Here is a 13,039-nt window from a genome sequence, read left to right on the forward strand (position 1 = left end):
GTTGCAGTCGCCTCGATCCGTTAGTGGATACTGAAACACGGAGGCTGCAGGGCCCCCGGGGCTGAGGCCCCCAGTGGGGCTTTTTTCTGACCTTGCATCGGATGTACGGCCGTTCCTGAGGACCCCGTCATGGGGCGGAGTTACCCTCAGGTATCTCAAGCCAAGTTATCACCCCGGATTGACCCTGCCGGCCGGGGTGGATGGCGTCGCCCGAACGGTTGGGGTCACCTTTCTTTCGTGACCATGGATTGGGGGTTCTCTTCAGACGGCACCTTTCACAATAATCTTTGCGATGGCGCAAAGAGAACTCCCCTTCAATGGGTCAGAATTAACCGCGATGCGCATAACCCGCCCGTTGCTGTTGCTGGCACTGCTTGCCTTGCTCACCGCCTTGTGGGCAGGTTGGCTGCGCCTGGGCTGGGTGCTACCCGGAACGCCGGCGCTCGCCCTGGCCCATGGCCCTCTCATGATCATGGGCTTCCTAGGTGCGCTCATCCCTCTGGAGCGCGCCGTGGCGCTGCAACAACCGTGGATGTTCCTCGCGCCGCTGCTGGCCAGCCTGGGTGTCCCGGTTTTGCTGGTGCAGCCCAGCGCCGGCCGTGTTCTGTTTGTCCTCAGCAGCCTGTTCACCCTGGGCATCCTAGGGGTCATGGTGAAGCGTGAGCCACGCCTGCATACCTTCATCATGGCGTTAGGCGCCTTGGCGTTGGTTGCGGGGAACGTGCTTTGGTTGGCCGATCAACCTCTTTACCGCGTTGTCTATGCCTGGATAGCCTTTCTGGTGCTCACCATTGGTGGTGAACGCCTCGAACTCAATCGGGTACGCCGCCCTTCACCCTTCCAAGTGCGCCTCTTTCTCGCTGCTGTGGGCCTCTTGCTGCTGGGGGTGGGTGGCGTTTGGGTTGACCCGGTGCTGGGAGCGCGCCTTCTGGGCCTGGCGTTGGTGGCATTGGGGCTGTGGTTTCTCGTCACCGATATTGCCCGTCCCAACCTGCGCCATCCCAACCCGCTCACCCGCTACATGGCCATCTGTTTGTTTGGCGGCTTTCTCTGGCTGGTTATCGGGGGTGGGCTGTTTATGGGCCTGGGGGCGCTTTATGCCGGGCCGTATTACGATGCCGCCCTGCATGCCATCCTGGTCGGGTTTGTGCTGGTCATGATCTTCGGGCATGCCCCGATCATCCTGCCGGCGTTGCTCGGCCGCCCCGTGGGCTATCATCCCGGTTACTACGGTCCTTTGGGGTTGTTGCACCTCTCGTTGGTGCTGCGATTGGCGGGTGATCTTGCCCTGGATCACGTCCTGCGTCGCTGGGGTGGCCTGGTCAACGGGCTGGCCGTCCTGCTCTTTTTTGTCCTGATTCTGCGTAACCTGAGGCACAAGTGAGGTGACGGATGCCGACCATCACACGCTGGCTGGTGAAAACCTCGTTGGTCATGCTGGTGGCGGGGCTGGCCCTAGGAGTTTACCTGCATCTACCCGGGATTTCTGCCAGTGGGTTGTTTCCGCTCTACCTGCATCTGCTCACCTTTGGCTGGCTGACGCAGTTGATCATCGGCATTGCGCTGTGGATGCTGCCCAAACACACCCTGGAACGTCCGCGCGGCGATGAACGACTGAATTGGCTGATCTACCTCTGCCTCAACCTGGGGCTGGTGATGCGGGCGCTCTTTGAACCGCTCCCGCCGACGGCACTACCTCCTTGGCGTGGGATGGGGTTGGTCGCCGCTGCCGTTTTACAATGGCTGGCCGGGCTGCTGTTCATCGGGCAGGCCTGGCCGCGGGTGAAAGGACGCTGACCATGCCGTTACTCAGTCGGTGGGCGGTGCGTTTGGCACTCATAGCCTTGGGGGTGGGGAGCACCCTGGGCGCGCTGATCTTGATCCAGAAAGGGCTGGGCACCCTGCCCTGGGCCTGGAGCAGTCTGGGGGCACACGTGGAACTGATGCTGATCGGGTGGATGACCCAGTTTGCATTGGGCGTTGCCTACTGGATCTTGCCGCGCCTGCCGGGGACGGCACCCCGCGGCAATTCGATCCTGGCCGGCCTGGCTTTCATCTTGCTCAACCTGGGGCTACTCTTGGCCCTGCTGGCACCCTTCCGGCCCTGGCCGTTGGGGTTGGTCTTTGCCCGCCTGCTGGAAGTCCTGGGACTGCTGCTGTTTGGGCTGGCCGTCTGGCCGCGCATTCGCGCTCTCAAGCCTTAAAATCTGCTCCAATTTGCCCTTTTAAAGTATAGTTAGGGCATGACATTCTCATTGGCCGAGATCGAGGCTGCCCTGCGCCGGGTGGACGTTTTGCGCCATGCCACCGCTGCCGAAGTGCGCGCTCTGGCACGGTTGGGCCTGCCGCGGGCGGTCGAAGAGGACGGCTTTTTCTTCTTTCAGGATGACCCCGCCGAGCAGGTTTTCATCCTGCTCCAGGGACGGGTTAAACTGTGCCAGATCACCCCGGAAGGGCAGCAGGTCAACCTGCGCACCATTGCCCCGTATCAGGTCTTCGGCGCGGTGGGCGCGGTGCGACCCAATGCCACCTACCCCGCCTGTGCCCAGGCGCTGGAAGACAGCGTTGCTCTGGTCATCCCCAGTGCCGATTTCCAGCGCATCCTTTCCGCTAACCCGGCCCTAATGTTCGACCTGATGACAATGATGACAGATTACATCCGCGAGATGCAGGATCGCTACCGCGAAATGGTCACCGAGCAAGTTGAACAGCGCATCGCGCGGGTGGTGGTGCGCCTGGCAGGGCAGTTAGGGCGGCGCATCCCTGAGGGCATTGAATTGGTCTTCTCGCGCCAGGACCTGGCCGAGATGGCTGGTACCACGCTCTACACCGTCAGCCGTGTCCTGAGCGGGTGGGAGAAGCGCGGTCTCGTCCTCACCGGGCGCGAACGCCTGGTGATCACCCAGCCCCACGCCCTAATGCAGGTAGCCGAAGGCAGCTCCCTGCCTTGAAAAATTCCCTTTTTAGACTCCGAATTTGCGATAACACAAAGACACGTTAACCCCTTAGGCGTAGGATGGGAAATGAAATAACATCGCACGCACAGGAGTTAACGGTTATGTTTCGTCTTTCACGCTTCTTACGGTTCACGCTCATCCTTATGGCGCTCGGATTGGGCGCGTGCCAGCCCGCCGCGGCTAGCGCACCTACGCCCACCGCACCGGTTGCCGCGGTGAACATGGATGCCCCCGCCGGCGCCGGGAATGACGTTACTTTCACCCTGGTCACCGGCTTTGCCGAGGGACGCATGGTCTTCATCGGCCAGGGCGGTGCGATAGATGGCCAGGTCAACCCCGACCTGCACGTACCTCAAGGGGCGCATGTTACGCTCACCCTGGTCAACGGCGACGGTGCCCTGCATAATCTCAGCATTGACGAACTGGGCGTCCACTCCGCCGATGTATCCGGGCAGGGCAACCGCACCACGGTAACCTTCGTGGCCGACCAGCCCGGCACCTTTGCCTATTACTGTGCCATTCCCGGCCACCGCCAGGCCGGCATGGAGGGCAAATTCATCGTGGTCGGCAGCAACGCCCCGGCGACTGCGGTAACTTCACCACGGCAGGCCGCAGCGCCCAACCCCGCTACGCCCCAGGTTGCCCCTGCTGATCCTCAGGCGGTGGATATCGTCCGCGATCCGACCGATCTACCTGCTCCCCTTCCCCCGCGCGATCCGCAGAAGGTGGTGGTGAACCTGGAAACCGTGGAGGTCAACGGGCGCCTGGCGGATGGCACCACCTACCGCTACTGGACCTTCAACGGTAAGGTACCGGGGCCCTTCTTGCGTGTGCGGGTGGGGGATACGGTCGAGGTTCACCTCAAGAACCATGCCGATAGCCAGATGGCACACTCGGTAGATTTTCATGCCGTCACCGGGCCGGGTGGGGGCGCGGTAGCCACCCAGACCCAACCCGGCGGGGAGACCATGTTTACATTCAAAGCCCTGAACCCCGGCCTGTATGTCTATCACTGCGCCACCCCCATGGTGGCCGAGCACATCGCCAACGGCATGTACGGGCTAATCCTGGTCGAGCCCGAGGGCGGCTTACCGCCGGTGGATCGAGAGTTCTACGTCATGCAGGGCGAACTTTACACTGCCCAGCCCTTCGGCACGCCCGGCCACCTGACCGAGGATATCCAAAAACTGCTGGCGGAACAGCCGGAATACTTCGTCTTCAACGGCGCCAGCCTGGCCCTGACCAGTGAAGCCCACCAGATGCACGCGCGGGTGGGCGAGACCGTGCGCATCTTCTTCGGCGTCGGGGGGCCGAATGCGACTTCGTCCTTCCACGTCATCGGCGAGATCTTCGACCGTGTCTATGACCAGGCATCGCTCACCTCGGCGCCCCTCACCAACGTGCAGACCACGCTGGTGCCGCCCGGCGGTGCCGTGATGGTCGAGTTCAAGGTCGAGGTGCCGGGCCGCTATATCCTGGTTGATCATGCCCTCTCACGCCTGCAGCGCGGCCTGGCGGGCTACCTGATTGTGGACGGTGAGCCCAACCCCGATATCTTCAGTGCCACGCCGGTCGCCGGGAGCGGTCACTAGGAGGATGAAATGAGCACCGGTGAACGCCTACCCCTGACCGCTCAGAGCCTGGTGGCCGATGTTCTGGCGCGCGGGCCGGAGATCGCGCTGCTCTTTCTGGACTGGCGTACCGAGTGTGTGGGCTGTTCACTGGTGCGTTTCTGCACCCTGGAAGATGTCAGCCGTTACTACGGTTTAGATCTCGATGACATGCTCAACCAAATTCAAGGAAGGATGGGAACCGATGGAACACGAAGAGACCGGCGCGGGAATGCATGAAACATACCTCGCCCTGGCCGAGCGGCTGTGCGCTGCAGTGTCGCAGGCATAGGCCCGTTCTCAATCCTCACCCCCAACTGCTACCGCCGCCAGGGGCGGTAGCAGTGCTTTTTCACCCCCCGCCGACCTTGCGGCTGAGCGTGAGCAGGGTCAGCGCCATCGTCTGACCGACCTTGCGCAGGCGTTCCGGGTCCAAGTGGCTCAGGTCGTCCTGTGGCGTAATGAGACGCGCAACGAGGTCGGCGCCATGATGAACACCGGCACCAATAACCCGGCACGGTGGTTAAAGAGGCTCAGAACCCAGTGGACGGCGGGGATATCCCGGCGGTTCCAGATGTAAGAAGTGGGGTGATGGAGGAGGTAGTTGACCAGGTTTACCAGCGCCTCGGCGGCGGTTTGCGGCGGCTGGGCGGGCACGCCGCTGCGCCCGCGCTCGGCCAGCAACAAGCCGAAGATGGCGAGATGGGCAATGACCAGCAGCGTTAACGCGGCCTGACCGAGGCGGCGCAGCAAGATACGACCCAAGTAAGAGGTGTTCGATTGGGCATTCACGGGGTGGGCTCAACGTTGGGGGTGACGTTCGTCGGCCTCACCTCACCCTTGTCATAAGGGCGGCGGCTGAAGGTTATGTTTACCCCTAATCGGCTATCCCCGAGGTATGCACCTCGTCCTCCTTTTGGTGCTGCAGGTGCCGCCGCGCCAGTTCGGCTTCGATATCCGCCGGGCGCAGGCCGCGCAGAGCCAACAAGACCAACAGGTGATAGGTCAGGTCGGCGATCTCTTCCACCAGGCGTTGATCGCCCTGGCCCTTGGCAGCAACAATGACCTCGATGGCCTCTTCGCCGATCTTCTTCAGAATCTGATCTTCGCCGCGCGCCAGCAGGTGGCTGGTGTAGGAATCGGCGCGTGGGGCATCGCGGCGCGCGCAAATGATTTGATACAGGCGTTCCAGCATGCTCATGGCTCCATCTCCGTTATGGTAAGGGGATGTGCCGTCAAGTCTTCCAGGCGGCGGTAGAAACAGGTGGCATGGCCGGTGTGACACGTCGGGCCGGCGGGGCGGGCGCGGATGAGCAGGGCATCGGCGTCGCAGTCCACGCGCACCTCGACCACCGCCAAGGTGTGCCCCGAGGTCTCACCTTTGCGCCAGAGCGCCTGGCGGCGGCGCGACCAGAAGTGCACCTGCCCGCTTTCCAGCGTGCGCGCCACGGCCGTGGCGTTCATCCACCCCAGCATCAGCACTGCGCCGCTCTCGGCATCCTGCACCACCGCCGGGATCAGGCCGTTGGCATCGTAGGTCAGAGGAGGTAACGTGTTCATAGCGCCTCCCGGTAGGGTCGCACGGGGATGCCGCGTTCGGCCAGGGTGGCTTTGAGGTGGGGAATGTGCACCAGGCCGTCATGAAAGAGGGTGGCGGCCAGGGCCGCATCCGCGCCGCCGCGGGTGAGCACCTCGGCAAAGTGCTCCTCGCAGCCGGCCCCGCCCGAGGCGATGATCGGCACCGGCAGGGCAGTGGCAAACGCCGCGGTCAATTCCAGATCGTAGCCGGCGCGGGTGCCGTCGCGATCGAGGCTGGTGAGCAGGATTTCACCCGCGCCCAAGGCCACCCCGCGCTGCCCCCATTCCAGCGCATCCAGGCCGGTGGGGGTTCGCCCACCGTCAATCAGCACCTCCCAGCGCGGGGGAGAACTGCCCGGCACGCGGCGGGCGTCAATTGCCAGGACTATGCACTGACTGCCAAAGCGCAGGGCGCCCTCGCTGAGCAGGTGTGGCTGGCGCACCGCGGCCGAATTGAGGCTGATCTTATCCGCGCCGGCCAGCAGCAAGCGGCGCATATCGTCGAGTGACCGCACTCCGCCACCCACTGTCAGCGGCATGCGTACCTGCTCGGCTACCTGCGCCACCAGGTTGACCACGGTGGCGCGCCCGGCGGGGGTGGCTTCGATATCTAAAAAGACCAGTTCGTCCGCACCGAGGGCATCGTAGAGCGCGGCTTGTGCCACCGGGTCGCCGGCATCGCGCAGGTTGACAAAGTTGACCCCCTTGACCACCCGCCCGCCCTTGACATCCAGGCAGGGGATGATGCGCTTAGCCAGCATGATCGGCCTCCGCCAGCAGGGTTGCCAGGTCGAGTTCACCGCTGTAGAGCGCGCGTCCGATGATCACCCCAGCCAGCCCACGCGCGCGGGCCTGGCGCACCTCTTCGATGTGGGTGACCCCACCGGCCAGGATCACCCGCAGGCGCGGGTCACGCGCCAGGGCGGCCGCGGTATCCAGGTTGGCCCCGGTGAGCATGCCATCACGTTGCACATCGGTAAAAATGACCCAGCGCAGGCCATAATCGGCCAGGCGCGCCAGCACCTCGGCGGGATCGTAGGGGGCGCTACGTTGCCAGCCGTGGATCTGCACCTCACCCTGGCGCAAATCCAGGCTATAGGCGATGCGTTCGGTGCCCCAGCGGGCAATCGCCGCTGCCAGGGTCTGCGGTTGCTGGATGGCCAGCGTGCCCAGGATGACGCGGTGGACGCCCATCCGCAGCAGGCGCGCAATGGCCTCCATAGAGCGCACACCGCCCCCGACCTGAAGGTGGGCATTGAACTCAGGCGTGATTTCCAGGATCTGGGCGATGGCGGTCTCGTTAGCGCGGGCCGCCTTTTCCTCGCCCAGGGCGCCATCCAGGTTGATCACGTGCAGCCAGCGCGCGCCGGCAGAGAGGAAGCGGTAGGCTACCTCAGCCGGATCGGTGCTGAAGACCGTCTCGCGGGTGGGGTCGCCCTCCTGCAGGCGCACCACCCGTCCCTGGCGCAAGTCAATGGCAGGAAAAATGATAAAGTCGTCCATCCGACACCTCGCTTACAAGGTCAAAAAATTGCACAGCAGGCGCTCACCCACGGCCTGGCTCTTTTCGGGGTGGAACTGCACACCGCAGACGTTCTCCCACGCCACTGCGCTGGCAAAATCCACACCGTAATCGGTCAGCGCCAGTACGGCGCGCGGGTCATCCACCTGACAGTAATACCCATGGTTGAAATACACGTAGTCGCCCGGGCGCAGCCCAGCGAAGAGGGGGGCATCGCGCTGCGGCCAGAGTTGATTCCAGCCGGTGTGGGGCACTTTGTAAGCGGCGGGTAAATCGAAGTGCACCACCCGCCCGGGCAGGATGCCCAGCCCGGCATGCACGCCCATTTCTTCGCTCACCTTCAGCAGTGCCTGCATGCCCACGCAAATGCCCAGCAGGGGACGTCCGGCGGCGATGACCTCGTGGAGGGCTTCGACCAGGTTGCGTTCGCGCAGGCCGCGCATGAATTCGCCAAACGCGCCCACCCCCGGCAAGATCACGCGCGGCGCCCGCCGCACCACCTCAGGATCGGGGGTCAGGGTGACATCGGCACCGACCTTGCGCAGGGCCGCCACCACCGAGCGCAGGTTGCCGGTGCCGGCGTCTACAACCGTGACTGGTACAACCTCAGACATCCAGCACTCCCTTAGTAGAAGGAATTTCCCCCTGGCGGCGCGGTTCGAGGCGGGTGGCGGTGCACAGGGCGCGCCCCAGGGCTTTGAAAAGGGCTTCGGCCTGGTGGTGGTCATCGCGCCCGTAGAAGACGCGGGCGTGCAAGGCACAGCGGGCGCGCTGAGCAAAACTTTCCAGAAAATGGGCAAACAGGCTGGTGGGGATGTTGCCGAGCAGCGGGGCGTGCCAGCGCACCTGCACCACGGCGTAGGGACGGCCGGAGAAATCCACCACCACCCGTGCCAGGCTCTCGTCCATCGGGGCGTAGAAGAAGCCCATGCGGGTCAGGCCGGCGCGCTCGCCCAGGGCGCGATCAAAGGCCTCGCCCAGCGACAGCGCCACGTCCTCCAGGGTGTGGTGGACGTCAATGTGCAGGTCGCCTTGGGCCTCGATGTCCAGGTCGAACAGCCCGTGATGGGCTACTTGCGCCAGCATGTGATCCAGAAAGCCGAGTCCGGTTTGAATGCGATGCTGGCCACGGCCATCCAGGTTCAGCGCCACCCGGATGCGCGTTTCGGCGGTCTCACGGCGCACTTCGGCGCGGCGGGGAAGCGGTTCAAGCGGATTGGGGGTCATCGCTAAGCCTCCTCAGGGTAGCGATCAGCGCGTCGCTGTGCTCGGGGCGCCCGACGCTGATGCGAAGGTAATTTTTGAGATAAGGGGTATCGAAGTAGCGCACGAAGATGCCCTCTGCAGCCAGGGCCTCTTTGAGCGCCCGCGCTGGGCGGTCGAGGACGCGGCAGAGGATGAAATTAGCCTGCGAGGGCCGGGGTTCCAGGTAAGGGATGGTTTGAAGCAGGGTGAAAAGGCGTTCTCGCTCGCGGCGCAGGCGGTCTACCCGCTCGGCGAGCCCGTCGAGATCCTCCAACGACGCGATGGCGGCGGCACTGGCGGCGACGTTGACGTTATAAGGCTGCTTGGCTTTCCACAGCACGGGCAGCAGCCATGCCGGGAAGACGCCGTAGCCCACGCGCAAACCTGCCAGCCCGGCCCATTTGCTGAACGTGCGCAGGACGACGACGTTCTCGCGCTCCAGGGGAACGCGCACACTGCTGAGCGCCTCGCCCAACCGCCCGCCACCCTCCGCAAATTCGATGTAAGCCTCGTCCAGGACGATCAGGGTCGGCCAGGTGAAGAGCCGCGCCAGGGTGTCGGGGTCGAGCAGACCGCCATCGGGGTTGTTGGGGCTGGCGAGCAGCACCGCCTTGGGGCGGTAGGTGGTCACGGCCTGCGCCATAGCCTCCAGGTCGAGGCTGAAATCAGCGCGGCGCGGAATTTCGATGACCTCGCCGCCGTTGAGACGGGCATCAAAGGCGTACATGCCAAAGGTGGGTGGGGCGATCAGGACGCGCTCGCCCGGGCGCAGCAGGACGCGTAGTAGCAGATCAATCAGTTCGTCCGCACCGGCGCCGGCCAGGATGTGGGCCATGGGCACGCCGAGGAACTCGGCCAGGGCGGCGCGCAGGGCGCGGCTCTCGGGGTCGGGATAGATATGCGCCCATTCCAGGCGCGCCAGGGCGTTCAGCGCGCGCGGTGAGGGGCCGTAGGGGTTCTCGTTGGCATCCAGTTTGATGATCTCATGCGGTGCCCGCCCGTAGCGGGCCGAGAGCACCTCAAACGGCTCGATGGGGGTGTAGGAGGGCAGGTTTTCCAGATGCGGTGCCGTTTGCATCACGACCTCCCGGGCAGGATCTCGGGCAGCGGGGGCGGGGTTTCGCCCTCCAGGGCGCGCAGCAGGGCCATGTAGCGCGGGGGTTCTTCATCGAAGATATAGGTCACCGGGGTTACCACCACACCACTGCCACCGATGGCGCGCAGTTGATTGACGGCCTGAAAAATCTCATCCTTGCGTACCACCACGTGCACGGCGTACCAATCGCCGTTGCCGCCCGGGGTCATCACCGGGGACAGGGTGGGGCCTTGCAAGCCGCGAATGGTGCAATGATCGAAGATGCGCTGGGCGACTTCGTGGGGCGATTTGCCGCGCATGTTGGCGAAGACGGAGTAGTTATCGCTGGCGCGCAGGTGGGCTTCGATGAATTCGAGCAGGTGGCGCGCCAGGCTGCGTGCGGTGGGGTTGCGCTTGAGGGTGGCGAAATTGGCGATGAGCACGGCCTGCGAATCGAGGATGCGCCCGGCTTCCAGGGGGCGTAGGCGGTTATCGCGCAAGGTCTGGCCCGAAGCCACCAGGTCGCTGATCAGGTCGGCATAGCCAATGGCGGGAGCGGTTTCAAGCGTCCCTTCCGCCGAGATCAGAGCATGCGGGATGCCGTGGCGCTGGAGAAAGGCACCGCTCAGGCGCGGGAATTTGGTTGCCACACGCAGGGGGCGGCCCAGGGTGGTGGCTTTGCGCGCCAGGTCGTCCAGCGTCCAGATGTCGTCCCACACTTCAGGAATGGCAAGGTAGAGGCTGCAACCGCCGAAGCGCAGGGCATCATGCAGGATCAGCAGAGGCGTGGGCAGAGGCGTCTTTTCCAGCACCATATCCAGCCCGGTGATACCGAAATCCACACTGCCATCGGCCACGCTGGCGACGATATCGCCGGGGCGCTGGAAGAGGACTTTGAGATCGGGCAGGGCGGGGAGCAGGGCTTCATACTGGCGCGGGTTGGGTTTATAGACCGGCAGGCCGCAGGCGGCGAGGAAGGCCAGGGCATCTTCGGCCAGGCGACCTTTGGAGGGGAGGGAGATACGAAACGAAGCCATACGCGGACACTCCACACAGAAATAGAAAACTCCCTCCGCCGATCGGCGGAGGGAGGGGGTGATGGGGAGGAGATAGGTGGAACGGACCTCGCTGCCGATCAGGCGGAGGAAGGTGGGTGGAAATGATGATGGAAGCGAGCCGTTCGTAGGGACATGATTGGCCCTAGTTTACGTAAATGAGGCGAATTTGTCAAGGTTGTGTTCGTGCGTGTTAGCGCCAAGTAGTAAAGTCCCCTTGGTGCAACGTTAAAAAATGTCCTCCGGTCGGGGTGCATGTATCGCGGTGGGCATGGCCTTAAAACCCCAACTTCTTCAAACCCTCTTCGATGCTGAGGTCGGTTTTGCCCAGCACCTCGTTCCAGAAGCGCTCATCGTAGCGGCGGCTGCGGATGGGGATGGCCATCGGCACGCCCCAACCCATCACCAGCACCTCTTCGCGCGGCTGGAGGTGGGTGAGCATCCCACGCAGTTGGTCGCGATCGGCCAGGCCGGAGAGCACGGCGTGAATGTCGCTCTCATCCCCCAGCCAGCCGCTGATGCGCGTGCCCAACTGCGACATCACCTCGTCGTAAATCTGCGAGGGACGCTGATCCACCACCAGCAGGGTGACGAAGTACTTGCGCATCTCGCGGGCGATGGTGCTGAACGTCGTCTGCGCAGCCAAATCACGGTTGAGCAGTTTGTGCGCCTCTTCCAGCACGATCACCAGGGGGCGCGGGGGCGGGTTCTTGCTTTTATCCGCGCGGTAGGCTTCGGTCTTCCTCACCCATGCCTCGCGGATATGGCGGGTGAGCACGTTGGTCACCAGCAGGTAATCCAGGTCGCTCTCAAACTTGCCGAACGAAAGCACCACATGCCGACCGGCTTCCAAGGATTGGATGACCTGCTGGATGGTTGCGCCTTCGGGCGGATCGGGGAGGATATAGGGCTTCTCGAAGAGGCGGCGCAGTTTGTTATGCAGGCCCTCGGCGGCCATCACGTGGGTGCCGACCGAATTAGCCCAATACGCCACGCTGTTGGGTGCCGGCACCTTTTTGCCGTTCTCATCGGTCTTTTCGGCGCCGACCTCCATCTGACGGAACTCGTGGAACCAGCGATCACCGAAGGACTGCACCAGCGCCGCCAGGGTGGTGGGGGTGGTCTCTTTGAGGTTGAGTTCGCGCGTTAGCATCTCGATGTCTTCGGGCTCCAGGTCGCGCTCGGCCAGGACGAGGTTGAAGTCGGGCGTACGATCATGGATGCGGGTATCCTGGCCCAACCCGACCACGCGCACCTTGGCTGGGAACTTGGTGCGCAGGCCGATCACCGGCTCGCGCGTATCCGAGGCAATATCGTCGTAGCCGTATTCGTTATGCATGTCGAAGACCAGCACCGATGCCTGGTCGTATTTGATCAGGCCGGCCAGGATCATGCGGGTGAGGAAGGATTTGCCGGTGCCGGTGGCGCCGAAGATGCCCGCCGAACGCTGGACGAACTTCTCCAGGTCAATCGGGATGGGGTGTCCCTGCTCGCGGGTGTAGCCGAGGACGAAGTTGCGTTCGTTCGGCTCCCCGAAGATCTCGGCCACATCGCCAGCGCCGGCCAGGCGCACCGTGGCGTGGTGCAGGGGGACGGTGCGCACGCTCATGATACGTCCGCCCTCGGGGTGTTCGCGTCTCCAGGCCTCGTAGTCGGGCGTGCCCGGTTCCGGGCCGATCTCAGCCATGAGTTTGGGCAGAACCTCTAAGTTGGTGTAGAGGGTTTGGCCGTGGAGCAGATCCACCAGTCCGCGCGGCAGGCGCGCTTCTGAGGGCTCATCGGCAAAACGCGGATCGGTGGCGCCGAGTTGCAGATCCACGACGGTGCCGTAGAACTGCCAGTTGCCGGAGCGGATGGTGACGAAGCTGCCCTCCTGGATGGTTTGTGGCGGGACGGTCAGGCGCACGCGCAGGGTGCTCTGCAAACTCCCGCCCACCACGTAGCCGATGGGTTGGCCTTCGGGGTCTGAAACAGTCAGTGGTTGGGTTGCCATGGTG

Annotated in this window: 16 protein-coding genes; 6 read left to right on the top strand and 10 right to left on the bottom strand. The window is 63.9% G+C overall.

The annotated features are described in order from the left end of the window. The first annotated feature begins 337 nt into the window (after positions 1 to 337). From AC01YT_RS09525 to AC01YT_RS09550, 6 genes are all read left to right on the top strand, one after another. Positions 338 to 1,384, top strand: coding sequence for a hypothetical protein (locus tag AC01YT_RS09525; protein ID WP_476674905.1), 1,047 nt, complete (start codon positions 338 to 340; stop codon positions 1,382 to 1,384). Positions 1,385 to 1,392: 8 nt separating this feature from the next. After that, the gene (locus tag AC01YT_RS09530) at positions 1,393 to 1,797 is read left to right on the top strand and encodes a hypothetical protein (RefSeq protein ID WP_476674907.1); all 405 of its coding nucleotides are present in this window, start codon (positions 1,393 to 1,395) and stop codon (positions 1,795 to 1,797) included. 2 nt (positions 1,798 to 1,799) lie between these two features. Continuing rightward, on the top strand, positions 1,800 to 2,204 hold the full coding sequence (locus AC01YT_RS09535) for a hypothetical protein (RefSeq protein ID WP_476674908.1): 405 nt from the start codon (positions 1,800 to 1,802) through the stop codon (positions 2,202 to 2,204). 39 nt (positions 2,205 to 2,243) lie between these two features. Next, the gene (locus AC01YT_RS09540; RefSeq protein ID WP_476674909.1) at positions 2,244 to 2,951 is read left to right on the top strand and encodes a Crp/Fnr family transcriptional regulator; all 708 of its coding nucleotides are present in this window, start codon (positions 2,244 to 2,246) and stop codon (positions 2,949 to 2,951) included. 107 nt (positions 2,952 to 3,058) lie between these two features. Further along, positions 3,059 to 4,549, top strand: coding sequence for a copper-containing nitrite reductase (gene nirK, locus AC01YT_RS09545; RefSeq protein WP_476674910.1), 1,491 nt, complete (start codon positions 3,059 to 3,061; stop codon positions 4,547 to 4,549). A gap of 9 nt (positions 4,550 to 4,558) precedes the next feature. Next, positions 4,559 to 4,807: a hypothetical protein gene (locus AC01YT_RS09550; protein ID WP_476674911.1), complete on the top strand. Its 249-nt coding sequence runs from the start codon at positions 4,559 to 4,561 to the stop codon at positions 4,805 to 4,807. Between the two features lie 201 nt (positions 4,808 to 5,008). Here the strand turns inward: AC01YT_RS09550 and AC01YT_RS09555 are convergent, their stop codons facing one another. The 10 genes from AC01YT_RS09555 to AC01YT_RS09600 all read right to left on the bottom strand — a co-directional run bounded on the left by AC01YT_RS09555 (position 5,009) and on the right by AC01YT_RS09600 (position 13,035). Beyond that, entirely contained in the window at positions 5,009 to 5,359 is a 351-nt protein-coding gene (locus tag AC01YT_RS09555) for a hypothetical protein (RefSeq protein ID WP_476674912.1), read from the bottom strand. A gap of 85 nt (positions 5,360 to 5,444) precedes the next feature. Continuing rightward, the gene (gene hisE, locus AC01YT_RS09560) at positions 5,445 to 5,768 is read right to left on the bottom strand and encodes a phosphoribosyl-ATP diphosphatase (RefSeq protein WP_476674914.1); all 324 of its coding nucleotides are present in this window, start codon (positions 5,766 to 5,768) and stop codon (positions 5,445 to 5,447) included. Next, positions 5,765 to 6,127 carry a phosphoribosyl-AMP cyclohydrolase gene (gene hisI / locus AC01YT_RS09565; RefSeq protein ID WP_476674915.1) on the bottom strand — a complete coding sequence of 121 codons (363 nt, stop codon included), beginning with the start codon at positions 6,125 to 6,127 and terminating at the stop codon, positions 5,765 to 5,767. Before hisI ends, hisE begins: the two co-directional genes overlap by 4 nt. Beyond that, positions 6,124 to 6,906, bottom strand: coding sequence for an imidazole glycerol phosphate synthase subunit HisF (gene hisF / locus AC01YT_RS09570; protein ID WP_476674917.1), 783 nt, complete (start codon positions 6,904 to 6,906; stop codon positions 6,124 to 6,126). Before hisF ends, hisI begins: the two co-directional genes overlap by 4 nt. Further along, positions 6,896 to 7,648 carry a 1-(5-phosphoribosyl)-5-[(5-phosphoribosylamino)methylideneamino]imidazole-4-carboxamide isomerase gene (gene hisA / locus AC01YT_RS09575; RefSeq protein ID WP_476674919.1) on the bottom strand — a complete coding sequence of 251 codons (753 nt, stop codon included), beginning with the start codon at positions 7,646 to 7,648 and terminating at the stop codon, positions 6,896 to 6,898. Before hisA ends, hisF begins: the two co-directional genes overlap by 11 nt. A gap of 12 nt (positions 7,649 to 7,660) precedes the next feature. Further along, positions 7,661 to 8,281: an imidazole glycerol phosphate synthase subunit HisH gene (hisH, locus tag AC01YT_RS09580; RefSeq protein ID WP_476674921.1), complete on the bottom strand. Its 621-nt coding sequence runs from the start codon at positions 8,279 to 8,281 to the stop codon at positions 7,661 to 7,663. After that, complete coding sequence (gene hisB, locus AC01YT_RS09585; RefSeq protein ID WP_476674923.1) at positions 8,274 to 8,894, bottom strand: imidazoleglycerol-phosphate dehydratase HisB; 621 nt, start codon at positions 8,892 to 8,894, stop codon at positions 8,274 to 8,276. Before hisB ends, hisH begins: the two co-directional genes overlap by 8 nt. Then, positions 8,875 to 9,990, bottom strand: coding sequence for a histidinol-phosphate transaminase (hisC, locus tag AC01YT_RS09590; protein WP_476674925.1), 1,116 nt, complete (start codon positions 9,988 to 9,990; stop codon positions 8,875 to 8,877). Before hisC ends, hisB begins: the two co-directional genes overlap by 20 nt. Further along, positions 9,990 to 11,024, bottom strand: coding sequence for an ATP phosphoribosyltransferase (gene hisG / locus AC01YT_RS09595; RefSeq protein WP_476674927.1), 1,035 nt, complete (start codon positions 11,022 to 11,024; stop codon positions 9,990 to 9,992). Before hisG ends, hisC begins: the two co-directional genes overlap by 1 nt. A 295-nt stretch (positions 11,025 to 11,319) precedes the next feature. Then, positions 11,320 to 13,035: an ATP-binding protein gene (locus AC01YT_RS09600; protein WP_476674929.1), complete on the bottom strand. Its 1,716-nt coding sequence runs from the start codon at positions 13,033 to 13,035 to the stop codon at positions 11,320 to 11,322. Between the last annotated feature and the right edge of the window lie 4 nt (positions 13,036 to 13,039).

It is taken from the genome of Thermanaerothrix sp. (genome assembly GCF_056331585.1).